Here is a 25905-nt window from a genome sequence, read left to right as displayed (position 1 = left end):
AATGCCTGTCGAGGAAATCATGGCTAACGAAAACGAGATCAACTCTCCCGAGGAACAGGCCTTGGCCGACGAATGGGCTGCTGCCCTGGAAGAGACGGGTGATGCCGGGCAGGCCGACATCGATGCCTTGCTCGGTGGCGATGCCGGCCACCTTGGTGGCGATCGCCTGCCGATGGAGGAATTCGCCAGTTCGCCCAAGCCCAACGAGCACGTCAGCCTCGAAGGCCCGAACCTGGATGTGATCCTGGACATTCCGGTGAGCATCTCCATGGAGGTGGGCAGCACCGAGATCAGCATCCGCAACCTGCTGCAGCTCAACCAGGGTTCGGTGATCGAACTGGACCGCCTGGCGGGCGAGCCGCTGGACGTGCTGGTCAACGGCACCCTCATCGCCCATGGCGAAGTGGTCGTGGTCAACGAGAAGTTCGGCATCCGCCTGACCGACGTGATCAGCCCCAGCGAACGTATCAAGAAGCTGCGCTGAGTGAAGCGCATGGTGCGGGGCCTGATTGCCCTCGGTGCATTGCTGGTCAGTGAAGTGGTGATCGCCGCGGCCGAGCCCAACGCCTCGGCTGCCGCGCCGTTGCCCGGCGGTTTGGGCGCGCAGTTGGCTCAGATGGTCTTCGGTCTGCTGCTGGTGGTGGGGCTTATCTTGTTCCTGGCCTGGTTGCTGCGCCGCATGCAGGGCAATGCTCAGCGTGGCGCGCAGGTGATCGAGATCGTCGGCAGCCGGGCCATCGGCCCGCGCGACCGGTTGCTGCTGGTGCAGGTGGGCAAGGAGCAGATCCTGATCGGTCACAGTCCCGGCAGCATCGAGGCCTTGCATGTGCTGGCCGAGCCCGTGGAGGTGCCCGCTACGGCGCGCCAGGCCGCGCCGGAATTCGCCCAACGGCTGCTCGAGCTGATGGGCAAGGATCAGAAGGACAAGACGTGATGAGCGGCGCGCTGCGCTTTTTGTTGACCCTGGCGCTGCTGTTGGCAGCACCACTGGCCCTGGCCGCCGACCCGCTGTCGATCCCGGCCATCACCCTGTCCAGTGGGGCGGACGGGCAGCAGGAATATTCGGTCAGCCTGCAGATCCTGCTGATCATGACGGCGCTGAGTTTCATCCCGGCGTTCGTCATCCTGATGACCAGCTTCACCCGCATCATCATCGTCTTCTCCATCTTGCGCCAGGCCCTGGGCCTGCAGCAGACGCCATCGAACCAGGTGCTCACCGGCATGGCGCTGTTCCTGACCATGTTCATCATGGCGCCGGTGTTCGACCGGGTGAACAAGGACGCCCTGCAGCCCTACCTGGCCGAGCAGATGACCGCCCAGCAGGCCATCGACAAGGCCCAGGGGCCGTTGAAGGACTTCATGCTGGCGCAGACCCGACAGAGCGACCTCGACCTGTTCATGCGCCTGTCCAAGCGCACCGACATTGCCGGGCCCGACCAGGTGCCGCTGACGATCCTGGTGCCGGCGTTCGTCACCTCCGAGCTCAAGACCGCGTTCCAGATCGGTTTCATGATCTTCATCCCGTTCCTGATCATCGACATGGTGGTCGCCAGCGTGCTGATGGCCATGGGTATGATGATGCTGTCGCCGCTGATCATTTCGTTGCCGTTCAAGATCATGCTGTTCGTGCTGGTCGATGGCTGGGCGCTGATCATGGGCACCCTGGCCGGCAGTTTCGGTGGCGTCTGACGCCGCCAAGGAGAGCCTTGCATGACACCTGAAGTCGCTGTCGACCTGTTCCGTGATGCGTTGTGGCTGACCACCCTGATGGTCGCCGTGCTGGTGGTGCCGAGCCTGCTGATCGGCCTGGTGGTGGCGATGTTCCAGGCCGCCACGCAGATCAACGAACAGACCCTGAGCTTCCTGCCGCGCCTTTTGGTGATGCTGATCACGCTGATCGTCGCCGGGCCCTGGTTGGTGCAGAAGTTCATGGAGTACTTCATCGGCCTGTACACCAGCATTCCGCAGCTGATCGGTTGAGGCCGCCATGCTGGAGCTGACCGATACGCAGATCGGCACCTGGGTCGCCACCTTCATCCTGCCGCTGTTCAGGGTGATGGCGGTGCTGATGACCATGCCGATCTTCGGCACCAAGATGCTGCCGGCGCGGGTGCGCCTGTATGCCGCCGTGGCGATCACCGTGGTCATCGTGCCGGGGTTGCCGCCATTGCCCGAGATCGATCCGTTGAGCGTGCGCGGCGTGCTGCTGTGCGCCGAGCAGGTCATCGTCGGGGCGTTGTTCGGCTTTTCGCTGCAGTTGCTGTTCCAGGCCTTCGTCATCGCCGGGCAGATCGTCGCCGTGCAGATGGGTATGGCGTTCGCCTCCATGGTCGATCCGGCCAACGGCGTCAACGTCGCGGTGATCAGCCAGTTCATGACCATGCTGGTGAGCGTGCTGTTCCTGCTGATGAACGGCCACCTGGTGGTGTTCGAGGTGCTGACCGAGAGTTTCACCACGTTGCCGGTGGGCAGTGCCCTGGTGGTCAACCATTTCTGGGAGATCGCCGGGCGCCTGAGCTGGGTGCTGGGTGCTGCGCTGCTGTTGATCCTGCCGGCGATCGCCGCGCTGCTGGTGGTCAACATCGCCTTCGGCGTGATGACCCGCGCCGCGCCGCAGTTGAACATCTTCTCCATCGGTTTCCCGCTGACCCTGGTGTTGGGCATGGGGATTTTCTGGGTCGGCCTGGCCGATATCCTTCCACACTACCAGGCACTGGCCAGCGAAGCGCTGCAGTGGCTGCGTGAGCTGGCACGGGCGCGCTGAGCATGGCAGAGAGCGAAAGCGGTCAGGACAAGACAGAAGAACCCACCGAGAAGCGCAAACGCGACTCGCGGGAGAAAGGTGAGGTCGCCCGCTCCAAGGAGCTGAACACGGTCGCGGTGACCCTGGCGGGCGCTGGTGGCTTGCTGGCGTTCGGCGGTTATCTGGCGGAGACGCTGATGACCCTGATGCGCATGAACTTCAGCCTGACGCGCGAAGTGATCGTCGACGAGCGCAGCATGGGCGCGTTCCTGCTGGCCTCGGGCAAGATGGCGATCTGGTCGGTGCAACCGATCCTGATTCTGCTGTTCGTGATTTCCTTCGTTGCGCCTATTGCCCTGGGCGGCTTCCTGTTCTCCGGGAGCCTGCTGCAGCCGAAGTTCAGCCGGATGAACCCATTGTCGGGGATCAAGCGCATGTTCTCGATGAACGCGCTGACCGAGCTGCTCAAGGCCATGGCGAAGTTCATCATGATCCTGCTGGTGGCGCTGCTGGTGCTGGCCAGTGACCGCGAGGCGCTGCTGGCCATCGCCAACGAGCCGCTGGAGCAGGCGATCATCCATGCGGTGCAGGTGGTGGGCTGGAGCGCCTTGTGGATGGCGGCGGGGTTGCTGCTGATTGCCGGGCTGGATGTGCCATACCAGCTGTTCCAGACGAACAAGAAGATGAAGATGACCAAGCAGGAGGTCAAGGACGAGTACAAGGACAGCGAAGGCAAGCCTGAGGTCAAGCAGCGTATCAGGCAGTTGCAGCGGGAGATGTCGCAGCGACGGATGATGGCGGCGGTGCCTGACGCGGATGTGATCATCACCAACCCGACCCATTACGCGGTGGCCCTGCAGTACAACCCGGACAAGGGTGGGACGGCGCCGTTGCTGGTTGCCAAGGGGACTGATTTCATTGCCTTGAAGATTCGTGAGATCGGGGTCGAGCATAACGTGCAGATACTCGAGTCGCCGGCCCTGGCGCGTGCGATCTACTACTCCACCGAGATGGAGCAGGAGATTCCGGCGGGGTTGTACCTGGCGGTGGCGCAGGTGTTGGCCTATGTGTTCCAGATTCGGCAGTATCGGGCCGGGAGGGGGAAGGCGCCGGAGCCGTTGAAGAAGGATTTGCCTATTCCTGAGGACCTGCGGCGGGACAGTTAAGTTTGTTTGGTTGTTTTGAAAGTTGTATGCGCATTTATTTGCGATGTTGACGCTTAGTCACCATCGCGAATAAATGCGCATATAGTTTTCAAAACACATGCTCTAAAAGTCAAAGTCAAAGTCAAAGTCGGTCGGCGCTGGTTTTAATGGTTGTAAGTGCATTCGTTTGCGATGTCGACGCATAGTCACCTTTCCGCCCTTACGGCGGGTCCCTTTTTGAAGGATCAAAAAGGAACCAAAAAATCCTCGCTCCATCCATCCGGCCCTCCGCTTCGCTCCGGGTCCCCTCACTCCGGCCTTGCTCCCGGGAGGACCGCGCTGCAGGGCCCATCCTGGGCCCCAGCGCTTGACGGGCATCCATGCCCGTCACCTCCCTCCGCAAGTCCTGCGTTCGGCCTCCTGAAGTCGCGAAGTTACGGGCGGCGCCTGAACTGGCGCAGCTATCGCTAGTTGAGACTTAATTAATCTCTCGATCGCATCGCGGGGAAAGCCCGCTCCTACACGACAATTGCCGTTATATAGATCTCTGTAGGAGCGGGCTTGCCCCGCGAAAGGGTCGGAACAACCAATACATAATTAACTGCCAAATAAATAACTTCCCATTTCTTGCTCTTGCTTCTAAGCGCGCGATAGCCCAGGCGCCGCCAATTGCGACTTCAGGAGGCCGAGCGGAGTTCTTGCGTAGTGGGGCGACGGCCATGGATGGCCGTCGAGCGCTGCGGCCCAGGATGGGCCGTACAGCGCGGTACCCACGGGAGCAAGAACGGAGCGAGGGAACCCCGGAGCGAAGCGCAGGGGCCGGATGAATGGAGCCAAAAATCCAAAACAATCATCCCCGAACCCGAACCCGAACCCACCACCTATACTCCAACTCCCAAAAACAACAGCAAGGAGCCCCCCATGCCCCAGGAAAACCAAGGCACCTGCCTATGCCAAGCCACCAAACTGACCGTCAAGGTCGATAACAACCACGTCAGCGCCTGCCACTGCAGCATGTGCCGCAAATGGACCGGCGGCCCACTGCTGGCCGTCCATTGCGCCGAACCCCCGCAGTTCGAAGGCTCAACCCCGAGCGTCTATGATTCCTCCCCCTGGGCCCAGCGCGGCTTCTGCGGCCAGTGCGGCACGCACCTGTTCTACCGCCTGAAAGAGAGCAACCTCTATGTCGTACCAGTCGGCCTGCTCGACGGTAAGGCAAACTGGACCTTCACCGAGCAGATCTTCATCGACGAAAAGCCCGCCTGGTACTGCTTCAAGAACGAAACCAAGGACCTCACCGGCCAACAGATCTTCGAACAGTTCGCCCCGTCCTGAGCCGACCCGCCTTGCCAAATCCATGCATTCCTGAGAAAAGGGCGCCCACCAAAACCGTCTCGAGGAACCTGCCATGAGCAGTGAGTTGCAAGTCATCGATCTACAGGAAGGCGACGGCAAGGCCGTGGTCAAGGGCGCGCTGATCACCACCCAGTACCGCGGCACCCTGGCCGATGGCAGCGAGTTCGATTCGTCCTGGTCGCGCGGCAAGCCGTTCCAGTGCGTGATCGGCACCGGCCGGGTGATCAAGGGCTGGGATCAAGGCTTGATGGGCATGCGCGTGGGCGGCAAGCGCAAGCTGCTGGTCCCGGCGCACCTGGGCTATGGCGAGCGCTCGGTCGGTTCGATTCCACCGAATTCGGACCTCACCTTCGAGATCGAGCTGCTGGAAGTGCTGACCCGGGAAGACTGAGATGCGGCCTTCGGTATGGTCAATGCGCTCCTACCCGTTGAACAAATGGCAGAAAATCGAGGTCATCCAGCCCATCAATGTGCGCCATGCAAAGAAACCGGATCATGAAAACCTGGCGCCGCGATACTAATTGTTTGATTTGGGAAATTTCCCACTTGAATGTCAGACGTCAATTGGTGCCTTGAGAGGCATGTCCGGAGCTATCGTCCCAAGCTCATTTGGATCGTTCTCCAGAGCCTTACGGAGGAGATGCTCCGCATGCCACAGAGTGAGAGCCCCCAATGTACGAGGATCCTGTTCAGATCGCCCTGTCGCTGTTCATAGGCTTTGCCATTGATCGCTGGTTGAGGTCACCCCGGCTGCGTACCTGGCTTGGCGTGAGTCTTCTCACTATGGGGGGGCTCGGTATGCTGTTCTTGCACCGTGAAACGCTCACTGGTGTTGATGTGGTGCTGTGGAAGTCTTTCGCTATCGTGCTGGGTGTATGCCTGATTGTATTCAGAGACCGCTACAAGGATGCGACGTGACGTTGCTCTCCCAACGCTTTGACTCAAGCCTTTGGGGCTCACCGGTCCTGCGATAGACCGAAACTGTGCTGACCCGCGACGATTGAGCCACGAGCAATAATTCAGCAACACACATGCATTAACGTGGCCTTTGTCGATGGAACGGCCTGTGCGCCCAGGGAGGAACCAAACGGGTCGAGGGCACTCTGACCCTCACTCGCTGCCACGGATGGCATTCACAACAGGGACGGCCCGCCGCCAAGGCTGCGGGACCATGTGGCGGGGCAACCCAGTACCCTGGCCACAAGAGTCCGCCCCAGATGAAGCTGCCCACCTTCCTTCGCCGTCGTCGTCACCTGTTGTTGAGCCTGACGCTCGCCGCTGCGGCCGTGCCATTGGCCTTGGCCGTGGTCGAGAGCCGTGCGCAACCCGTGGATGGCACCCAGACGCTGGTCTTCCTGCGCCATGCCGAGAAGCCCGGCGAGGGATTGGGACAGCTGAACTGCCAGGGGCTCAATCGCGCCCTGGATCTCGCCACCTTGTTGCCCGAGCGCTTCGGCAAGGCTGATTACGTATTCGCCGCCAACCCTTCGCGGGGGGTCGAAGAAGGTAGCCAGGATGAGCGCTACAGCTATATCCGCCCGTTGATGACCATCAGTCCCAGCGCCATTCGCCTCGGCTTGCCGGTGAACATCGACTATGGCGCAAACGACACCGACGATCTGGCTGACGAATTGCTCAGTAGCAAGTACCGCAATGCCACGGTCTACACCGCCTGGTCCCGCGGTTACCTCCCGGAATTGATCAACACCGTGGCCGGCAAGGCCCTGGGGGAGGAGCGGGTGCTCACCGAAGACTGGCATCGCGACGACTTCGATACCTTGTACGTGCTCACGCTGACCTGGCGCGAGGGCAAGGCTACCCTGCTCAGCCGTAGCGTGCGTCAGGGGCTCGATCACGGTGAGCCTGGCTGTCCGACCTGACCTGCTGTTACTGTCTGGCCATAAGGCCTGGACGGGAATGGACGCATGAACCAGCGGGTGACAGTGATCGGCGGCGGGGTGGTCGGCCTGGCGACGGCTTATGCGCTGGTGCTCGACGGTTGGCAGGTCGACCTGGTCGAAGCCCGGGACAGCCTGGCCAGCGCCACCAGCTTCGCCAACGGTGGACAGCTTTCGTATCGTTATGTCGCGCCTCTGGCCGATGCCGGAGTACCGTGGCAGGCGCTTGGCTGGTTGTTGCAGGGGGACTCGCCATTGCGCCTTCGGTTGCGTCTGGACCCTGCGCAGTGGCGTTGGCTGGCGGCTTTCGTCATGGCGTGCCGCACCTCCGTCAATCGCCGTAATGCTGCTCAGTTGCTGAGCCTGGCGCTCGAAAGCCAGGCGGCGTTACAGCGCTGGCGCGAGCAGGACGGCCTTGATGATTTCGCCTGGCGGCGCAACGGCAAGCTGGTTGCATTTCGTACCCAGCGTGCATTCGACCGCGGGCGCCAACACCTGCTTGATCCCCACAGCCAGCGAACACTGGATGCCGCCGAACTGCGCGAGCTCGACCCGGCGCTTTGCGAGGCACCGTTCGTTGGCGGCGTGTTCACCCCGGACGAAGAGGTCGCCGATTGCCACCGTTTCTGCCTGCGCCTGGCCGAGCGCCTGGAGGCATCCGGGCAATGCCGGTTGCTGTTGGGGCGGCCGGTGACACGGCTGATTGCGCACGATGATCAGGTGCTGGCCCTTGAGATGGGCAATGAACAGCTGGACGTGCAGCGCCTGGTGCTCAGCGCCGGGCACCGTAGCGCCGGCCTGGCTTTGCCGGGCTTGAATTTGCTGGTCTATCCCTTGAAAGGCTATAGCCTGACCGCGCCGGTCGGCGCCGCGCATCGGGCACCCGAGGTAAGTATCACCGACTACGAATGCAAGATCGTCTATGCCCGGCTGGAGGATCAGCTGCGTGTGGCGGCTATGGTGGACATCGTCGGTTACGACGAGTCGGTGGATGCCGGCAGGCTCGCGAGCATGCGGAGGCTGGCCTGGGAAACCTTGCCCGAGGCCGCCGACTACGGGCAGGCAGTGGAATGGGCGGGTATGCGGCCGGCGACGCCGACCGGGGTGCCGATCATTGGTGCCACACGGTATCGCAACCTGTGGCTGAACCTGGGGCATGGTGCACTGGGGTTCACCTTGGCGTGTGGCAGTGGCGAGCGGCTGGCGAGGCTGTTGCGCTGACCTTGTTGGCCTCATCGCGGGGCAAGTCGGGTCGCCGCATCGCCGCTCCCACGGGTTGCTTTTGACGCCAGGGGAGTGGGCTTGCCCTGCGACGGGCGCTACTGGTCAATCAGCGACCGAAACGCATCGGCCAGCCCACCACCTTCTTCGCCCGCGGCGTGGCGTAGGTGCGCACCTTGGAGGTGCTCAACCCCAGCCTCACCAGCGATTCGGCAATGGTCACCGCAGCGCTCACGCCGTCCACCACCGGCACCCCGGTGCGCTGGCGGATCTGCTCGTCGAGCCCGGCCATGCCGCCGCAACCCAGGCAGATCACTTCGGCCTTGTCCTCGCGCACAGCCCGTTCGGCCTGCTCGACGATGGCTTCCACCGCACGCCGTGGGTCGCTTTCCAGCTCCAGCACCGCCAGTCCGCTGGCGCGCACCGAGGCGCAGCGCTCGTACAGCCCGGACAGTTTCAGGCGGTCCTCGATCAGCGGCACGGTGCGGTCCAGGGTGGTCACCACCGAGTAGGCGTGCCCCAGGTACATGGCGGTGCTGGCGGCGGCATCGGTGATGTCTACCACCGGCACGTCCAGCAGTTCCTGCAGGCCTTCCCGGCCGTGCTCGCCATAGCCGGCCTGGATCACGGCATCGAAGGGCTGGTCGTAGGCCAGCACCCGGTCCATCACCGCGATGGCGGCCAGGTAGCTCTCGAAGTTGCCCTCCACCGACTCGGCGCCGAACCACGGGGTCAGGCCGACGATCTCGGTACCGGGCGCGGCCACGCTGCGCGCTTGCTCGGTAATGGCTTCGGTGATGGCTTCGGTGGTGTTGACGTTGGCGATCAGAATACGCATGACGGATCTCCCTGAAATTCAGTGGCTGCTGTGGTCGACGGCGATGCATTCGCCGCTGACATCGAGGTATTGGCGGTGGCGTGGCGCAATCAGCAGGTAGACGGCGGCGGCGATACCGGCACCGATCAGCCAGGAGAACGGCGCGATACCGTGGAAGTTGGGTACCAGGGCCAGGATGATCGCCAGCAGCGCGGCCGGGATAAACGCGGCCACGGCGCGCAGGTTGATGCCGCGGGTGTAGTGGTAGGCGCCGGCGGGACTCTCGCTGTACAGCTCGGGCACGTTGATACGGCCCTTACGCAGCAGCCAGTAGTCGGCCATGATCACGCCGTACAGCGGGCCGAGCAGGGCGCCCAGGCCGGAGAGGAAGTACACGATCACCAGCGGGCTGTTGTACAGGTTCCACGGCAGGATCAGCACCGCCAGGGTGGCGCTGATCAGCCCGGCGCGGCGGAAGTTCAGGTGGCGCGGCGCCAGGTTGCTGAGCACGAAGGCCGGGGCGACGAAGTTGGCCATGATGTTCACCGCCACGGTGACGATCAGGAACGCCAGGCAGCCCAGCACCAGGAACGCGGTGTTGGGGATGCTGGCGACGATTTGCGTCGGGCTGTCGATGACCTGGCCGTTGATCTGGAACTGCGCGCCGCACAGCACCACGGTGATCGCCGCGAACACCAGGATGTTCACCGGCAGGCCCCAGAAGTTGCCGACGCGGATGGTTTTACGGCACGGCGAGGAGCGGGCGAAGTCGCAGAAGTTGAGCACCAGGGTGCCGTAGATCGCCAGCCACAGCGCGCCGCCGGCGAAGATGTTGCGCCACATCTCGTAGCCGCTCAGGGGCTCGGCGACCGACCAGGCGATGCGCGCATCGGCCTTGAAGTACATGAACACCGCCAGGCTCGCCACGGTCAGCAGGATCACCGGGCCGGCGAAGGCCTCGTAGCGGCGCACCATCTCCATGCCGTAGGCGAGGATCACCAACTGCACCAGCCAGATCGCCACGAAGCACACCCAGCCCAGGCTCGACAGACCGAGGATGCTGTCGTGGTCATAGGCGGCCACCTGCGGCCACACGGCGGTCAACAGCACCCGCAGCACCACCGAGGCCAGGTAGGTCTGGATGCCGAACCAGGCGATGGCGATCACCGCGCGGATCAGCGCCGGGATCTGCGCGCCATGGATGCCGAAGGCGATGCGGCTGATCACCGGGAACGGCACGCCGGTCTTCTGCCCCATGTAACCGGACAGGTTCATGAAGAAGTACACCAGCGCCGCGCCGATCGCCAGCGACAGCAGGATCTGCCAGCCGCCCAGGCCCAGGGCGAACAGCCCCATGGCGAAGGAGTAGTTGGCGATGTTGTGCACGTCGTTGGTCCACAGCGCGAAGATGCTGTAGCCGCCCCAGCGGCGGCCTGCCAGTTTGGTCGGGGCGAGGTCGCGGTTGTGCAGGCGAGGGCTCAGCTCGAGATCGGCCGGGTGGCCTTCGAGGGTCCTGGTCGAGGGATGGGGGCTGGCAACGGAAAGTTCAGGGGCAAGGGGGAGGCTGCTACTCATTCCGGTGGCTCCTGATGCGTGTGACTGCGATGAGCGGGCGCTGGCGCACGGGCTCGCCATCTCGTCGGTGCAGGCGTTGGCATCACTGGGTTCTGGGCGCAACGGTCGCCGACGGGGCGACGCTGCGGGTTCTTGTGTATTTATGTTTCGTAAAACTTGTATACAAAACACAAGCACATAAAAGCCAGTTCCATGCCAGCGATCAATACGCTTTCAGGCGGCTACTATTTTGAATCTATCTGTTTGAAAGTTAAGTAGATGAAATATTGGAACTATAAGTTGACCAAATGAACAGGTTATATTTTTCACACAACCAATTAGCTGATCGTTTAGTCAAATTTAGTTAAACGAAGTGTGTAACCTAATGGGGCGTTACCCGTGGAGAGTGCACACAAAAATGGCACTTATGGTGACATTCTTGTGTACAAGTTTTTCTCGGGTACTTGGCCTCATGCCATGGGCGGCAGCCGCCGCTTCACCGGCGTTTTCTTGATGATTGCCGTATTGGTCTCGGCCAGCACGTTGAGGCGGTCGAGCAGCGTGTCCAGCTGCTCCATCGAGCGCACATGCAGGCGGGCAATGAAACAATCATCGCCGGTAACCTTGTCGCATTCGGTGAACTCGGGAATGGCGATGATTTGCCGTTCCACCTCCTGCAACTGCCCCGGCAACGGGCGAATGCGCACGATGGCCTGCAACTGGTAGCCGAAACAGCGCGGGTCAACCTCCACCGTATAGCCGCGCAGCACGCCGCGCTCCTCCAGGCGGCGCAGACGCTCGCTGACGCTGGGCGCCGACAGGCCGCTGATCTGCGCCAAGGCCTTGAGCGAGCGGCGCGAGTCTTCCATCAGGGCGTTGATCAGCAACTGGTCGATGGTATCGGTCATGGCAGCCTCGTTAGGTGATTTTCAATAAATGCCTTGATAGTAAAGGCGAGAGCACCGATATGCCTTGGTTATCCGCTGGAAGGTCGCCCTCGACCCTCCGCATACTGTGCCCATCGTCGACAGGAGGTGTGAGATGGACAATTCGCTGCGCCGTGGTTCGCTGGAAATGATCGCCGCCATGCTGATCTCCGGGACCATTGGCTGGTTCGTGCTGGTGTCCGGGCAGCCGGTGCTGGAGGTGGTGTTCTGGCGCTGCGTGTTCGGCGCCGGCACCTTGCTGCTGATCTGCGCGGCCATGGGCTTTCTCAAACCGGGCGTGCTGACCCGCGTCACCTTCCTGCTGGCGGTGGCCAGCGGGGTGGCGATCGTCGGCAACTGGGTACTGCTGTTCGCCTCCTACTCGCGGGCATCGATCGCCATCGGCACCGCGGTGTACAACGTCCAGCCGTTCATGCTGGTGGGGCTGGCGGCGCTGTTCCTGGGCGAGAAGATCACCGTGGCCAAGCTGACCTGGCTGAGCGTGGCGTTCCTCGGCATGCTGGCTATCGTCAGCGCTCACGGCGCGGGGCAGGCCAGTGGTGGCGAGTACCTGCAGGGCATCGCCCTGGCACTGGGTGCGGCGTTTCTGTATGCCGTGGCGGCGCTGATCATCAAGCGCCTGGCCGGCACGCCGCCGCACCTCATTGCCTTGATCCAGGTGAGCACCGGCGTCCTGCTGCTGGCGCCCTGGGTGCAACTGGGCGGGCTGCCGGGTGAACTGCCGGCGCTTGGCAGCCTGGTCACGTTGGGCATCTTGCATACGGGCTTGATGTACGTGCTGCTGTACAGCGCCATCCAGCGCCTGCCAACGGCGTTGACCGGAGCGCTGTCGTTCATCTACCCGATCGCCGCGATCCTGGTCGACTGGCTGGCCTTCGACCATCGCCTGGCAGCATTGCAGTGGTTGGGAGTCGGGCTGATTCTGCTCGCTGCTGCCGGCATGCAGCAGGGGTGGTGGTTCCGGCCTGCCGGCAAGCCTGCGCGACAACAGTAAAGCAATGACGGGCGGCTTCCCGGCGTAGAGAACTTATCCGGCAATACAGGGGAAAGGTGGCTTATTGATAGCACTGCTGTCCTCTAGTACCCTGCGCGACTATTTCGCAGTGATGCGCTCGGCTTTAAGTGATGGACACGCCCCATGCCCCTTCCTACCCGCTTCCTGGCCGCAGGCCTGGTACTCTTGCCTTTGCTCGCCGGTGCCGCACCGTTCCAGACACCCGGCGACCGTGACCTGATCCGCGATCGCCAGGAGAACTTGCTGCAGGAGCAGCGCAAGCGTCTCGAGGAGCTTCAGCAACTGCCGGGAAGGCAGGCACCGCAGGCGCCCGCCCAGCCCCCCGAGCAAGGGCGCTGCTTCCAGATCCAGCGCATCGACTTGCAAGGTGCCAGCCTGCTCGACGAGCCACAGCGCAAGGCGCTGCTCGAAGGCTACGAAGGCAAGTGCCTGCAAGTCGGCCAGCTCAATGACCTGCTCAAGCGCATCACCGACCATTACCTGAACCGTGGCTACCTGACCACCCGTGCCTACCTGCCCCAGCAGGACCTGGGCTCCGGCGTGCTGCAGATCATCATCGTCGAAGGCCGCTTGGAAGGGCTGGACGGCTCCGCCCTGGCCAGCCCTCGGGAAATGGCCATGGCCTTCCCCGGCAATACCGGCGAGGTGCTCAACCTGCGCGAAATGGAACAGATGGTCGACCAGCTCGGCCGCCTGCCCTCGCGCCAGGTCGAGGTGGAGTTGGTGCCGGGGCAGGAGGTCGGCGGCAGCCGCGTCCAGCTCAAGGGCCAGCGTGACAAGCCCTGGCGCGTCTCTGCCAGCCGGCACAACAACGGTGACGCCAGCAGTGGCGAACAGCAGATGAACCTCGGCCTGGAGTGGGACAGCCCGCTGGGCCTGGCCGATCAGCTGAGCCTGCGTGGCGGGCGCGACGTGGTCAGTGACCACTGGCGCCATTCCGACAGCCACGGCCTGAACTACAGCCTGCCGTGGGGCTGGTGGACCTTCAACTACAGCTACAACCACAACTACTACCGCACCCGCGACACCTCCAGCGGTTTCCCCTTCAAGCTCGATGGCGACAACAGCGTGCACCAGTTCCAGGCCGAACGGGTGATCCACCGCGACAGCCTGAGCAAGACCGCGGTCAATGCTGGCGTCAGCCACCTGCGTGCGCGTAACTACCTGGACGACACCCTGATCGACGTCTCCAGCACCCGTATCACCGAACGCCAGCTGGGCGTCAACCACGGCCGGCGCATCGGCAACGCCTTCGTCAACCTCGATGCCGGCTGGCAGCAGGGCATCGGCGCGCTCGACGCCCAGGGCGCGGGCGATCCGCGCGGCAACGAACCGGTGGCGCGCTACAACAAGTACACCCTCACCCTGAGTTACCTGCAGCCGTTCCAGCTGTGGGGCGAGCAGTTCAGCTTCGACAGCCTGGCCACCGGCCAGCGCAGCGAAGACGCCCTCTACAGTGGCCAGCGCATCAGCGTCGGCGGGCTGACCTCGGTGCGCGGCTTCAAGGAGCAGACCCTCACCGGCGACAGCGGCGGTTACTGGCGCAACCAGTTGCGTTGGCGCCGCCCTGTGACCTGGGCAGCACTGCAGCCGTGGCTGCGCGAATACGGCATGGCCTTCGCCTATGACGCCGGGGTGATCAAGGGTCAGCACGGCAATGGCCAGGACCATGGTCGCCTGAGCGGCAACGCCTTCGAGTTCAACGTGCGCGGCCAGTACTTCGCCGCCAGCGCGACCTTCGCCCGCTCGCTGGAGCGCCCCGACGTCATCACCCGCCGCGAACACCCGATCTATTTCCGAGTCGACGCGTTCTTCTGAGTCCCGACCCACCCTTTGCCCGTGACACCGCCGCCCGCGCCTGGAGTTTGTTCGACATGGATATCCGCACCCCACTGAACCAATGCATCGCCCTGATCGTCGCGGGAGTGCTGTTCCTCAACCCCATCGTCGCCACGGCCGCGCAACTGACCGTCGATGCGGCGGCCAATGCCAACACCAGCATCAAGCAGGCCGGCAACGGGGTGCCGATCGTCAACATCGCCACGCCCAATGGCAGCGGCCTGTCGACCAACACCTTCCGCGACTACAACGTCGGCAGCAACGGGCTGATCCTCAACAACGCCACCAGCAAGACCCAGTCGACCCAGCTGGGCGGCATCATCGTCGGCAACCCCAACCTCAGGGGCCAGGCGGCCCAGGTGATCCTCAACCAGGTCACCGGTGGCAACCGCAGTACCCTGCAGGGCTACACCGAGGTGGCGGGGCAGGCGGCCCGGGTCATCGTCGCCAACCCCCATGGCATCACCTGCAAGGGCTGCGGCTTCATCAACACGCCGCGGGCCACCCTCACCACCGGCAAGCCGATCATGGACGGCGAGCGCCTCGACCGCTTCCAGGTGGACGGCGGCGACATCGCCATCGAAGGCGATGCGCTCAATGCCACCAACCTCGACCAGTTCGACCTGATCACCCGCAGCGCCAAGCTCAACACCGAACTGCACGCCAAGCAGTTGAACGTCGTCACCGGGCGCAACGACGTCAAGGCCGACACCCTGCAGGCCACGCCGCGTGCCGACGAGGGCGGCGACAAGCCGCTGCTGGCCATCGACAGCTCGGCGCTGGGTGGCATGTATGCAAACACCATTCGCCTGGTCGGCACCGAGCAGGGCGTGGGCGTCAAGCTGGCCGGCAACATGGCCGCCACCACCGGCGACATCCAGGTGGACGCCAACGGCAAGGTGACCCTGGCGCAGACGTCCAGTGCCGGCAACCTGACGGTCGCCGCGCAGAGCGCCGAGCTGACCGGCAAGACCTACGCCGCCGGCAATGCCACCGTGCGCGTGCGTGACGATGTGACCGTCGGCCAGAGCCTCGCCGCCAGGGGCAGCATCACCGTGGCCGGCGCGCGGATCGACAACCAGGGCATCATCGAAGCCGGCGTGGAGCTGGACAACACCCGTAATGCCCACGGCGACGTGACCCTCACGGGCCAGACCCTGCGCAACCGTGGCAGCGTGGTGGCCAACCGCACCCTGGAGGCCACCGGCAGCACCACCCTCGACAACCAGGGCGGCACCTTCAAAGGCCGAGCGACCACGCTGACGGCTGGCCAGCTGGACAACCGCCAAGGCCAGGTACTGGCCGACGACACCCTGACGGTCAACGCCCACGCGATCGACAACCGTGACCAGGGCCTGCTGCAAGGCAAGGGCCAGGCCGTGGTGGATGTCAGCGCAACCCTCGACAACCGGGGCGGCCGCCTGGTGGGCCAGGGTGGCCTGCAGGTCACCGCCACCCAGCTCGACAACCGTGACAAAGGCCTGGTCGGCAGCGACCGGCAGGCCAAGCTGACCACCCATGCGCTGCTGGACAACCAGGACGGTGGCAAGCTCAGTGCGGATCGCCTGGACATCAGCACCGCCGGCCTACTCAACGGTGGCGGCCAGTTGCTTGGCGGCGATGTGCTGATCAACGCCAGCGCCGACATCGACAATCGTCTAGGCCTGGTTTCGGCCAAGCGCCTGCTCGACCTCAAGGCCGTGGGCCTGGACAACAGCGGCAAGGGCAACCTGCGCAGCGACGGCACACTGGGCGTCAAGGTGGCGACCCTGGACAACCGTGACAACGGCCTGCTGTCTAGCCTCGGCGACCTGACCCTGCACGGCGAGCGTCTCGACAACCGTGGCGGCCTGGTCCTCGCCGACCGCTCGCTGACCGTCACCGGCGGGCATTTCGACAACCGCGACAAGGGCGCGGCCACCACCAAGGGCAAGGCCCACATCGACGTCGCCAGCCTGTCCAACAGCGATGCCGGCCACCTGCAGAGCGATGGCCGTCTCGACCTGATCGCCGGCACGGTCGACAACCAGCGCCTGGGCAACATCACCGCCAAGGGCGATCTCGAGGCCCACCTGGGCAACTTGAACCATCAAGGCGGCAAGTTGACCAGTCTGGGCAGCCTGCTGCTCACCGCCGACACGATCGACAACCAGCAGGGCGGCAAGATTGGCGCGACCACCGTGGCCGACATCAGCGCGGCGCGCATCCTCAACCAGCAGGGCGAGATTTCCAGCGCCGGCAAGGTCGTCCTGAATGCCAGCGAATTGCTGGACAACCAAGGCGGCAAGGTCATCGGCGACCGTGGCCTGGCCCTCACCGTGCAGCGCCTGCTCAACCAGAACAAGGGCCTGCTCAGTGGCCATGACCGCCTGAGCCTACACGGCACGGAGCTGCTCAACAACGGCGGCAAGCTGAGCAGCCGCCAGCACATCGACGTCACCCTGGACGGCAAGCTGGACAACAGCGACGCCGGCCTGATCGTCAGTGACGCCACCGTTACCCTGAATGCCGGCACGTTGCACAACCGCCAGGGCGGCAAGGTCTCGGCCAACACGGCCCTGGACCTGACCAGCCAGGGGTTGCTGGACAACCAGGGCGGCACCCTGGTGACCAACACCGGGCTGCTGCTCAAGGCCGGTCGCCTGGACAACAGCCACCTCGGCGTCATCAGCGCCCAAGACCACGCCGAGCTGCGCAGCGGCGCCATCGACAACAGTGCCAAGGGCAATATCGGTGCCGGCAGCCTGCTGCTGGTTGGAACCCAGCTCGACAACAACACCTATGGGCGCATCAGCGCCACCGGCCAGATCGATGCCACGCTGACCGGCCTCGACCAGAACGACCACGGGCAATTGGTCAGCGAAACCGGTATCGACCTCGACCTGCAGCACGGCCAGTTGGTGAACCGCAACGGCGGCCTGCTGCGTTCGCCGGGCAGCCTGTTGTTGCGTCAGATCGGTGTGGTGGACAACCGCGAGGCGGGCGAGATTTCCAGCAATCACGGTTTCAGCCTGGTTGCCAACAAACTCGACAACCGTGGCGGGCGAGTGATCAGTGCCCAGGACCTGACCCTGCGCATCGCCGGCGTCCTCGACAACAGCCTTGCAGGCGTGTTGTCGGCCAGCCATGACCTCACGGTCGAGGCCACCCGCCTCGACAACTACACCGGCGGCAGCCTGGCCAGCGGCCAGGCCCTCAAGGCCACGATCGGCGGCCAGCTCGACAACCACGACCAGGGCATCCTGTCCGCCGTCGGCGCGTTGACCGTGACCAGCGCCGGCTTGCTCAACAGCGAGCGCGGCCTGCTGTCGGGCAACACCGGCGTGACCGTCACCACCGGCCAGCTGGACAACCACCAGGGCGGCCAGCTCATCAGCCAGGCGGCGATGACCGTCGACAGCGCCGCGCTCGACAACCGTGGCGGTGCCTTGAGCAGCAAGCAGGCCATGAAACTGACCACCGGCGACCTGCGCAACGGCGCCGATGCCTTGCTGCGCGGCGGCCGGATCCACAGCGATGGCGCGTTGACGCTGGTGGCGGGGCAGGTCGATTCCAGCCAGGGCGGTGAAATTTCCGCCAAGGGCGACCTGCTGCTGCGGGTCAGCGAGCTGATCCAGCGCCAGGGGCGGCTGATCGGCGAACAGAAGCTCGACCTCGACCTGAACGGCGGCGACCTGCTGAACCAGGGCGGCCTGATCAGCGCCAACGGTCCACTGAACATCCACAACCTGGGCAAGCTCGACAACAGCGCCGGCGAAGTCACCAGCCAGCAATCCTACAGCCTGCTCGCCCAGCGCATCGACAACCAGCAGGGCCGTATCCTCAGCGATGGCCGGCTGACCGTGGAGGCGCCACGGCTGGACAACAGCGGCAAGGGCCTGATTTCCGGCGCGCAGGGCCTGCTGGCCAAGGGTACCGACCTGAACAACAGCGGCGAAGGCACCCTGTCCAGCAAGGACGGCGACCTCACCGTGACCCTGGACGGTACCCTCGACAACCGCGAACTGGGCGCCCTGGTCAGCAAGGGTAACCAACAGATCACCGCGGCCAACCTGCATAACAGCAAGGGCATCATCTCTTCCGAGCAGGCCATCACCCTCAGTGTCACCGACCGGCTCGACAACAGCGGTGGCGGCCTCATTTCCGCCACCGGCGACCTGGCGTTCGACCAGGCAGGTACCGTCATCGACAACCAGGGCGGGCAGATCAACGGCCAGGCGATCACCGTCGTCGGCAAGCGCCTGGAAAACGCCAAGGGCCAGCTGACCAGCCGCGCGCTGCTTGACCTGACCTTGACCGGGGCCCTGCTCAACACCGACGGCGCGCGCCTGGTCAGTGGCGCCGACCTGCTGCTCAAGGCCGGCAGCATCGCCAACAACGGCGGCAAGCTGATCAGCCACGGCCTGCTGCGTGTCGATTCGGCGACGCTGGACAACAGCCGCGGCGGCAACCTGGCCAGCCAGCAGAACCTGGTACTGCGCCTGAGCGGCGACCTGCTCAACGGCCAGGACGGCCTGCTGTTCAGCGAACACGGCAAGCTCGACATCCACGCCAATGCCCTGGACAACCAGGCCGGTACCCTGAAGAGCCAGGGCGGCATCGAAGTACGCCTGGACAAGGCCCTGAACAACCACGGCGGACGCCTGGAGAGCCAGGCGGGCGACCTCGAGCTGCATGCCGCGAGCCTCGACAACGGCGGCAACGGCATGCTCAGCGCGGTCAAAGGCCTGTTCAAGGGCGTCTTCGCCGGCCTGTTCGACAACGGCGGCGGCACCACCCAGGCGCAGTCGGTGGACATCAAGGCCGACACCCGGGTGAACAACCAGGGCGGCTACCTCTCGGCCCTTGGCGGCGACAATCAGCTCGACACCGCCGAGTTCGACAACCGCGGTGGCGGCCTGTACGCCGCCGGGCTGCTGCACCTGCAGGGCCAGCAGCTGCTCAACCAGAGCGGCAAGATCGGCGCCGGGCACATCGACTTCGGCCTGAGGGGCGCGCTGTACAACGGCCTCGGCCAGCTGGAAAGCGAAAGCGACCTGCTGCTGCGCGCCAGCGAGCTCGACAACCGCGCGGGCAACCTGCGCGCCCTCGGCAAGACCGGCACCAGCCGCTTCATCGTCACGGGCAACCTGCTCAACGACAACGGCGTGCTGGCCACCGCCAACCACGACCTCGACCTGCAGATCGGCGGCCTGAGCAACAGCGGCGGGCAACTGCTGCACACCGGCCTTGGCACCTTCGGCCTGGCCTCGGACAAGGTCACCCAGGCCGGCGGCGTGCTGCATACCGATGGCCTGCTGAGCATCGGCGCCGCCAGCTGGACCAACGACAGCGTGCTGCAGGCCCGGCGCCTAGAGCTGGACATCGGTCGCTTCGTGCAGACGGCCAGCGGCAAGCTGCTGGCGGTCGAGAGCTTCAAGGGCCGCGGTGGCGACTGGACCAACCATGGCCTGCTGGCCAGCGATGGCAGCCTGCAACTCGACCTCACCGGCAACTACGACGGCAACGGCCGCCTGAGCAGCCTCGGCGGCCTGGGGCTGAGCGCCACCGACATCCGCCTGTCCAGTGCCGCCAGCCTGGCCGGTGGCGCCGGCAGCGTGGTGACCGCCCGCAACCTGCTGAGCAACGACGGTCGCCTGACCGCCCTCGGTGGCCTCACGGTCAACGCCGCCAGCCTGGAAAACCGCGGCACCCTCGGCGGCGCCGCGGCGGTGACACTTGCCGCCAACACCCTGAGCAACCAGCGCGGCCTGGTGTTCAGCGGCAACGACATGACCCTGCGCGTGGGCAGCCTGAGCAACTACTACGGCGATATCTACAGCCTCGGCGGCCTGGACCTGGCCGGCAACGGCAGCGCCCGCGCCGCGTTGCTGGACAATATCTCTGCCAGCATGGAAAGCGCCGGCAGCATGACCCTGGCGGTGGACACCTTGCTCAACCGCAAGGAACACCTGAGCTCGAAGCAGAAGCTGGTCGCCGGCTACGTCAACGTGTATTCCGACGACCGCTGCAAGGGCAAGGGCTGCGAGCTGTACTTCTCGGCCACGGAAAGCTGGCAGGATGTCATCGACCAGGACAGCCCCACGGCCTTCATCACCAGCGGCGGCAAGCTGACCTTTGCCGGCAACGCGTTCCGCAACCACTACAGCAGTGTCTCGGCGGGCGGCGATATCGCCATCAACACGGCCGTGTTCGAGAACAAGGGCGCCGGTGGCGGCGAGCAACGCAACCTCACCGCCAGCATGTACACCCGTGATCGCGGGCAGTACAACGCGTTCATCAACGCCAAGAACCAGTTCAACCAGAACCCGGGTTCGCTGACCCTCGATCAGGTCATGGCGGCGTCTGGTTATCCGTATGCCAGCATTTATGACGTCATCGACAACAAGACGCCGATTGCCGGCGCCGTGGTCGCCCCGGCGGTGGTGCAGTCGGCCGGCGCGGTGACCATCAACGCCACCCAGCGTATCGACAACAGCGTGGTACGCGTCAACCAGGCCGGTGCCGGCACCATCAATGCCCGTGGCGATGCCACGGCCGATGCGCGCCAGGCCCAGACCCAGGTGCGCGCGCTCAACCCGCAGTTGCCGCCGGACCTGGCCCAGCGCCAGGTCAACCCGGTCACCCTGCCCAGCTTCAGCCTGCCCCAGGGCAGCAACGGCCTGTTCCGCATCAGCAGCCAGGCCGGCCAGGCCGCGATCAGCGGCGACGCCCTGGGCGCGACCGGCGACCGCACCCAGGCCGGTAGCGGCACCTTCATCGCACCGCTGGCCAGCACGGCCAGTGCCGACAGCCGTGCCGCGCAGACGCTTGGCGCCAGCGGCGCGGCCGCGGCGCAGGGCGCCGTGGCTGGCTCCGGCGTGGCGCTGGGCGGCCTGGCCGCCGGGGTCAAGCTGGTCCAGGGCGTGCCTGAGCGCAGCGTGCCGAATGTCTCGCACAAGTACCTGGTAGAGACCAACCCGGTCCTCACCGACCTCAAGCAGTTCCTCAGCTCCGACTACATGCTGGGCCAGCTCGACATCAAGCCGGACCAGGCCATCAAGCGCCTGGGCGATGGCCTCTACGAGCAGCGCCTGATCCGCGAGGCGGTGGTGGCCCGTACCGGCCAGCGCTACATCGACGGCATGACCAGCGACGAGACGCTGTTCCGCTACCTGATGGACAACGCCATCGCCAGCAAGGACAAGCTGTCGCTGAGCGTGGGCGTGTCGCTCAGCGCCGAGCAGGTGGCGGCGCTGACCCACGACATCGTCTGGATGGAGCAGGTCGAGGTCAACGGCGAGAAGGTACTCGCCCCGGTGCTGTACCTGGCCCATGCCAATGGCCGCGTGGCCCCCAACGGCGCCTTGATCCAGGGCCGCGACGTCAACCTGATCAGCGGCGGCGAACTGGTCAACGTCGGCACCTTGCGCGCCACCAACAACCTCGCCGTCAGCGCCACCAACATCGGCAACGCCGGGTTGATGGAGGCAGGCGGGCGCCTGGACATGCTGGCCACCGAGTCGATCCGCAACGCCCAGGGCGGGATCATCGCCGGGCGTGAAGTGAGCCTCACCGCGTTGACCGGCGACGTGATCAACGAACGCAGCGTCACCCGCCTGGAAGGCCGCGCGGGCGGCGAGCACGTGACCAAGGACCTGGTCGACACCGCCGCGCGCATCGAGGCGGCGAACAACCTGACGATCACGGCGGGGCAGGATATCGGCATTGTCGGCGGCGCCGTGCAGGCCGGCGGCAACATCGACATGGATGCCGGGCGTGATCTGATCATCGCCAGCCAGGAAGGTGTCGACAGCCACGAGTACCAGCGCCGCCGCGTCAGTGGCCACGACACCAGCATCACCCAGTACGGCAGCGAGGTGAAGGCCGGCGGCAACCTCACCGCCACGGCCGGCCAGGACCTGAGCATCGTCGCCAGCGAGATCGAGGCCCGCCGCGACCTGGCCCTGCAGGCGGGGCGCGATGTGACCCTGGCCGCCGCGGCGAACGAGGAGCACAGCTACGCCAAGGGCAAGAAAGGCAAGACCAAGTACGAGCGCCAGGAGGACGACGTTGAGCAGCAGTCAGCCGAAGTGAAGGCCGGCGGCAACCTGACCATCGACGCCGGGCGCGACCTGCGCATGGTGGCGAGCAAGGCCAGCGCCGGCGACGAAGCCTACTTGGTGGCCGGCGACAAGCTCGAGCTGCTGGCTGCCAACGACAGCCAGTACTCGCTGTATGACATGAACAAGAAGGGTGGTTGGGGGAGCAAGAAGACCCAGCGTGATGAAGTGACCGACGTGAAGGCGGTGGGGAGCGAGATCACCAGTGGTGGCGACCTGACCCTCGAGAGCGGCGGTGACCAGCTGTACCAGGGCGCGAAACTCGCCTCCGGTGCGGACCTGACCATTGATAGCGGCGGTTCGGTGACCTTCGAAGCGGTCAAGGACATGCATCAGGAGAGTCACGAGAAGTCCAAGGGTGACCTTGCCTGGAACAGCATGAAGGGCAAGGGCAGCACCGATGAGACCCTGCGTCAGAGCCAGCTGACCGCCAATGGTGATCTGGTGATCAAGGCAGTGGATGGCTTGAAGGTCGATGTGAAACATGTCGACCAGGCGACCATCAGCCAGAGCATCGACGCTATGGTCGCGGCCGATCCACAGCTGGCTTGGTTGAAGGAAGTCGAGAAGCGTGGGGATGTGGACTGGCGGCAGGTGAAGGAAGTGCATGATTCCTTCAAGTACAGCCATTCCGGGCTTGGGGCAGGGGCGCAGATCGTCATTGCCATCATCGTCACCTACCTGACGGCAGGGGCGGCCGGCGCAATGATTGGCAATGCCACAGGTGCCGTGGCAGGTTCCGGTTCGGCTTTGGCTGCAAGCGGAACCGCGACCGCCAGTGCCGTGGCCAATGGCGCGGTGGTCGGTTCGACAGTTTCAGCCGGTTGGGCAAACGTTGCGTTGAGCAGCATTGCCACAGCGGCCACCAACAACGCCGTTATCAGCGGTATCAACAACCGTGGCAACCTTGGGGCGGTGTTCAAGGATGTGACCTCATCGAGCAGCCTGAAGGGGTATGCCACAGGCGCAATTACCGCCGGGGTTACCGCTGCCTATCTCAACGATGCGTTTGGCATATCCGCCGAGGACTTGAACAAGCCTACCTTTGGCTTCGATCTGAGCAAGCTTTCGGGCTTCGGCAAGTTTGCCGGCTACACCGGCTCGCAGGCAGCAATAGGCGCTGTGGCCAAATCCGCGTTGGAAGGGAGCAGCCTGGGTAGCAACCTGACCGATGCAGGCAAGACCTTCGTGGGCAATGCGCTGTCGGCGGCCATCTACAAGCGACTTGGCGACAAGCTGTACTTCGAAGGGCTGCCAACCAAGACTGTGGCGCACGCCTTGGTCGGTGGTCTGATCGCCGAGGCCGCGGGTGGTGATTTCCGTACGGGGGCGATTGCGGCAGGTGCGAACGAAGCCTTCGTCGCCACCGTTGGTGAACACATTTTCCCCGGGGCGTCGCATGAGCAACTGCTGACCATGACCTCGCAGTTGCTGGGGCTGACCGTGGCCGCAGGTTTGGGGGCCGATGAGAAAGGGCAGCAGGTGGCAGGCTGGGTGGCGCAGAACGCTACCCAATACAACAACCTCGATCACCCGACTGCGGAGCGCATGCTGGGTGAGTTGAAGGCATGTCGAGCAACCAAGCAGTGCACGGCGGGCCGGATCCAGGACATCGTCGATCGATACGAAAGCATCTCCATCGCCCGCTCGAAGGCGATGGACGATTGCAAGACGCGTGCGTGTGCGCAGGGGCTGGTCGACAGCGCAGTTGTCATCGACAGCCCGGTTGCCAAGGAACTGATTGCGTTCTTCAAGAACCAGGGATACGACACCGTCGGTTTGCTCAATGGCAACCCAGGGCAACACCTGATGCCGTCGATGAACCCTGCCGGTACCGGCGGCTTGTTTGTGCCCGATAAGGACCTGTTCACCGCGAAACTCATCAAGGAAGGCTGGTTGACGCCTGCGGAGCAAGCCGGGCTTCAGCGATGGGATACGGAAACATCATGGCTGGACAATGCCGCTGGTCGTAAGTTGACGATCAAAGAAAAGGCTACGCTGATCACCGAACTGGGTACGACCGGGGCGCTGGCCATCATGGCCGGTGGCCGAGGCGTAGTCGCTGCGACGGGGGGCGGCAAAGGTAAAGCTGGAGAGGGTAAGGTCAGCCCGGGCGAGGGCGCGAAGGTCCCGCCATGCCCGCGTTGTTTCGCAGCCGGCACCCTGGTGGCAACGCCGGATGGCGACCGGGCGATTGAAACGCTCAAGGTCGGCGATTTGGTTTGGACCAAGCCAGAGCACGGCGGCAAGCCGTTTGCCGCGGCGATCACCGCGACCCATGAGCGGGATGACCAGCCGATCTATCGCCTGGCCCTGGAGAGCACCCGTACCGATGGCGCGGTAAGATCGGAAACATTGTTGGTGACACCGAGCCACCCGTTCTATGTACCTGCCAAGCGTGATTTTGTGCAGATGGGCGAGCTACGGCAGGGGGATCTGCTGCAGTCGCTGGCAGATGGAGAGGGTGAAGGCACGTCGACTCGGGTGGTCTCTGCGCGGTTGTATAAGCCGGTTGGGAAGACGTTTAACCTGACGGTGGATGTGGGGCATACGTTCTATGTGGGTGAATTGAGGACGTGGGTGCACAATACTGGGGGGCCTTGTGATAATCCTGTTGGTGTAAAGGACGGAACATTCCCTGACGAGGTGTTTTCCGGGAAGAAGCCGCATCAGACGACGCCAGGTACAAAGACTACTACCCAAGAGAGGTATAATCCTAAGACTGGAAAGTTAGAAAAGTCTGTGATTGAGTATGATCAATATGGTCGGCAAGTTAGGCGGACGGATTACACGAATCACGGATATGGGAATAAAGAAAAGCCGGATGAGTATCATTCAGATCCGCACGTGCATACCTATGAATATGGTCCTGGATATAGCCCTAAAGGGAAAGAGACGAGGATAAACAATGATTAGTGTTGCTGAGTTGAATGAGATGCTGATTGCTAATAATTGCTTGCACTCTATTAATGTTCAGTTGAATGATGAGGGGGTGGCCTATGATCTGTCTCTATCAATTTCGGAATCTGAAGATGTATGGGGTGCTGCTGTTCGTGTGAGGTTCTTCGATGTCAGTCAGTTTGCGATTCGCGATTTTGGTGGAGGGTTGACTCAGCTTATGCATATGAATGTAGAAAAATTGGACTCTGGTCTTGATAGGATGCGCTATAAGTTTAGCGATCTTGAGGGTGAGTTATTTTCATTTTATTTCTCATCATTTTCTGTCGACTAAAACAGGGAAAGGGGGCAAAGAAAAAGGGGGGCGGGA

General features: G+C 63.9%; 18 protein-coding genes. 15 read left to right on the top strand and 3 right to left on the bottom strand.

Annotated features, from left to right (window positions below; all coding sequences use genetic code 11):
• The first annotated feature begins 19 nt into the window (after positions 1-19).
• The 11 genes from fliN (at position 20) to AC25M7_RS12565 (ending at position 8363) form a co-directional block, all read left to right on the top strand.
• Positions 20-484, top strand: coding sequence for a flagellar motor switch protein FliN (gene fliN / locus AC25M7_RS12615; protein ID WP_028692801.1), 465 nt, complete (start codon positions 20-22; stop codon positions 482-484).
• 9 nt (positions 485-493) lie between these two features.
• The gene (gene fliO, locus AC25M7_RS12610) at positions 494-934 is read left to right on the top strand and encodes a flagellar biosynthetic protein FliO (RefSeq protein ID WP_486971131.1); all 441 of its coding nucleotides are present in this window, start codon (positions 494-496) and stop codon (positions 932-934) included.
• Positions 934-1689, top strand: a complete 756-nt coding sequence (gene fliP / locus AC25M7_RS12605) for a flagellar type III secretion system pore protein FliP (RefSeq protein ID WP_028692803.1) — start codon at positions 934-936, stop codon at positions 1687-1689. Before fliO ends, fliP begins: the two co-directional genes overlap by 1 nt.
• 21 nt (positions 1690-1710) lie before the next feature.
• Complete coding sequence (gene fliQ, locus AC25M7_RS12600; protein WP_023630488.1) at positions 1711-1980, top strand: flagellar biosynthesis protein FliQ; 270 nt, start codon at positions 1711-1713, stop codon at positions 1978-1980.
• A 7-nt stretch (positions 1981-1987) separates the two neighbouring features.
• Positions 1988-2764: a flagellar biosynthetic protein FliR gene (gene fliR, locus AC25M7_RS12595; protein ID WP_028692804.1), complete on the top strand. Its 777-nt coding sequence runs from the start codon at positions 1988-1990 to the stop codon at positions 2762-2764.
• Positions 2765-2766: 2 nt separating this feature from the next.
• Positions 2767-3909: a flagellar biosynthesis protein FlhB gene (gene flhB / locus AC25M7_RS12590; protein WP_028692805.1), complete on the top strand. Its 1143-nt coding sequence runs from the start codon at positions 2767-2769 to the stop codon at positions 3907-3909.
• Positions 3910-4809: 900 nt separating this feature from the next.
• Entirely contained in the window at positions 4810-5223 is a 414-nt protein-coding gene (locus AC25M7_RS12585) for a GFA family protein (protein WP_028692806.1), read from the top strand.
• Positions 5224-5296: 73 nt separating this feature from the next.
• Positions 5297-5635 carry an FKBP-type peptidyl-prolyl cis-trans isomerase gene (locus tag AC25M7_RS12580; protein WP_028692807.1) on the top strand — a complete coding sequence of 113 codons (339 nt, stop codon included), beginning with the start codon at positions 5297-5299 and terminating at the stop codon, positions 5633-5635.
• Between the two features lie 281 nt (positions 5636-5916).
• Positions 5917-6162, top strand: a complete 246-nt coding sequence (locus AC25M7_RS12575) for a hypothetical protein (RefSeq protein WP_062360705.1) — start codon at positions 5917-5919, stop codon at positions 6160-6162.
• A 299-nt stretch (positions 6163-6461) separates the two neighbouring features.
• The gene (locus AC25M7_RS12570) at positions 6462-7124 is read left to right on the top strand and encodes a hypothetical protein (protein ID WP_062360707.1); all 663 of its coding nucleotides are present in this window, start codon (positions 6462-6464) and stop codon (positions 7122-7124) included.
• A 45-nt stretch (positions 7125-7169) separates the two neighbouring features.
• Positions 7170-8363: a D-amino acid dehydrogenase gene (locus tag AC25M7_RS12565; RefSeq protein ID WP_486971114.1), complete on the top strand. Its 1194-nt coding sequence runs from the start codon at positions 7170-7172 to the stop codon at positions 8361-8363.
• A gap of 109 nt (positions 8364-8472) precedes the next feature.
• Here the strand turns inward: AC25M7_RS12565 and AC25M7_RS12560 are convergent, their stop codons facing one another.
• From AC25M7_RS12560 to AC25M7_RS12550, 3 genes are all read right to left on the bottom strand, one after another.
• Positions 8473-9201, bottom strand: coding sequence for an aspartate/glutamate racemase family protein (locus tag AC25M7_RS12560; protein ID WP_486971113.1), 729 nt, complete (start codon positions 9199-9201; stop codon positions 8473-8475).
• Between the two features lie 18 nt (positions 9202-9219).
• Positions 9220-10755, bottom strand: coding sequence for an NCS1 family nucleobase:cation symporter-1 (locus tag AC25M7_RS12555; RefSeq protein ID WP_486971112.1), 1536 nt, complete (start codon positions 10753-10755; stop codon positions 9220-9222).
• Between the two features lie 449 nt (positions 10756-11204).
• Positions 11205-11642: an Lrp/AsnC family transcriptional regulator gene (locus AC25M7_RS12550; RefSeq protein ID WP_062360713.1), complete on the bottom strand. Its 438-nt coding sequence runs from the start codon at positions 11640-11642 to the stop codon at positions 11205-11207.
• 133 nt (positions 11643-11775) lie between these two features.
• Here AC25M7_RS12550 and AC25M7_RS12545 point away from each other — a divergent pair, with 133 nt between their 5' ends.
• The 4 genes from AC25M7_RS12545 to AC25M7_RS12530 all read left to right on the top strand — a co-directional run bounded on the left by AC25M7_RS12545 (position 11776) and on the right by AC25M7_RS12530 (position 25869).
• A complete protein-coding gene (locus AC25M7_RS12545) occupies positions 11776-12675 on the top strand; it encodes a DMT family transporter (RefSeq protein WP_069016751.1) in 900 nt (299 codons plus the stop codon).
• Between the two features lie 144 nt (positions 12676-12819).
• A complete protein-coding gene (locus AC25M7_RS12540; RefSeq protein ID WP_062360716.1) occupies positions 12820-14514 on the top strand; it encodes a ShlB/FhaC/HecB family hemolysin secretion/activation protein in 1695 nt (564 codons plus the stop codon).
• 56 nt (positions 14515-14570) lie between these two features.
• Entirely contained in the window at positions 14571-25553 is a 10983-nt protein-coding gene (locus AC25M7_RS12535) for a two-partner secretion domain-containing protein (protein ID WP_486971111.1), read from the top strand.
• Entirely contained in the window at positions 25546-25869 is a 324-nt protein-coding gene (locus AC25M7_RS12530; RefSeq protein WP_088851606.1) for a hypothetical protein, read from the top strand. Before AC25M7_RS12535 ends, AC25M7_RS12530 begins: the two co-directional genes overlap by 8 nt.
• The last annotated feature ends 36 nt before the right edge of the window (positions 25870-25905 follow it).

The sequence above is a fragment of the Pseudomonas sp. P106(2024) genome (assembly GCF_057480815.1).
Note: the sequence above shows the minus strand (reverse complement) of the source record. Positions and strands in the feature narration are given on the sequence as shown.

Bases quoted from the DNA above. Each gene is read 5' to 3' on its own strand.
- fliN (WP_028692801.1), top strand. From the start codon at position 20: ATGGCTAACGAAAACGAGATCAACTCTCCCGAGGAACAGGCCTTGGCC.
- fliO (WP_486971131.1), top strand. From the start codon at position 494: ATGGTGCGGGGCCTGATTGCCCTCGGTGCATTGCTGGTCAGTGAAGTG.
- fliP (WP_028692803.1), top strand. From the start codon at position 934: ATGAGCGGCGCGCTGCGCTTTTTGTTGACCCTGGCGCTGCTGTTGGCA.
- fliQ (WP_023630488.1), top strand. From the start codon at position 1,711: ATGACACCTGAAGTCGCTGTCGACCTGTTCCGTGATGCGTTGTGGCTG.
- fliR (WP_028692804.1), top strand. From the start codon at position 1,988: ATGCTGGAGCTGACCGATACGCAGATCGGCACCTGGGTCGCCACCTTC.
- flhB (WP_028692805.1), top strand. From the start codon at position 2,767: ATGGCAGAGAGCGAAAGCGGTCAGGACAAGACAGAAGAACCCACCGAG.
- AC25M7_RS12585 (WP_028692806.1), top strand. From the start codon at position 4,810: ATGCCCCAGGAAAACCAAGGCACCTGCCTATGCCAAGCCACCAAACTG.
- AC25M7_RS12580 (WP_028692807.1), top strand. From the start codon at position 5,297: ATGAGCAGTGAGTTGCAAGTCATCGATCTACAGGAAGGCGACGGCAAG.
- AC25M7_RS12575 (WP_062360705.1), top strand. From the start codon at position 5,917: ATGTACGAGGATCCTGTTCAGATCGCCCTGTCGCTGTTCATAGGCTTT.
- AC25M7_RS12570 (WP_062360707.1), top strand. From the start codon at position 6,462: ATGAAGCTGCCCACCTTCCTTCGCCGTCGTCGTCACCTGTTGTTGAGC.
- AC25M7_RS12565 (WP_486971114.1), top strand. From the start codon at position 7,170: ATGAACCAGCGGGTGACAGTGATCGGCGGCGGGGTGGTCGGCCTGGCG.
- AC25M7_RS12560 (WP_486971113.1), bottom strand. From the start codon at position 9,201: ATGCGTATTCTGATCGCCAACGTCAACACCACCGAAGCCATCACCGAA.
- AC25M7_RS12555 (WP_486971112.1), bottom strand. From the start codon at position 10,755: ATGAGTAGCAGCCTCCCCCTTGCCCCTGAACTTTCCGTTGCCAGCCCC.
- AC25M7_RS12550 (WP_062360713.1), bottom strand. From the start codon at position 11,642: ATGACCGATACCATCGACCAGTTGCTGATCAACGCCCTGATGGAAGAC.
- AC25M7_RS12545 (WP_069016751.1), top strand. From the start codon at position 11,776: ATGGACAATTCGCTGCGCCGTGGTTCGCTGGAAATGATCGCCGCCATG.
- AC25M7_RS12540 (WP_062360716.1), top strand. From the start codon at position 12,820: ATGCCCCTTCCTACCCGCTTCCTGGCCGCAGGCCTGGTACTCTTGCCT.
- AC25M7_RS12535 (WP_486971111.1), top strand. From the start codon at position 14,571: ATGGATATCCGCACCCCACTGAACCAATGCATCGCCCTGATCGTCGCG.
- AC25M7_RS12530 (WP_088851606.1), top strand. From the start codon at position 25,546: ATGATTAGTGTTGCTGAGTTGAATGAGATGCTGATTGCTAATAATTGC.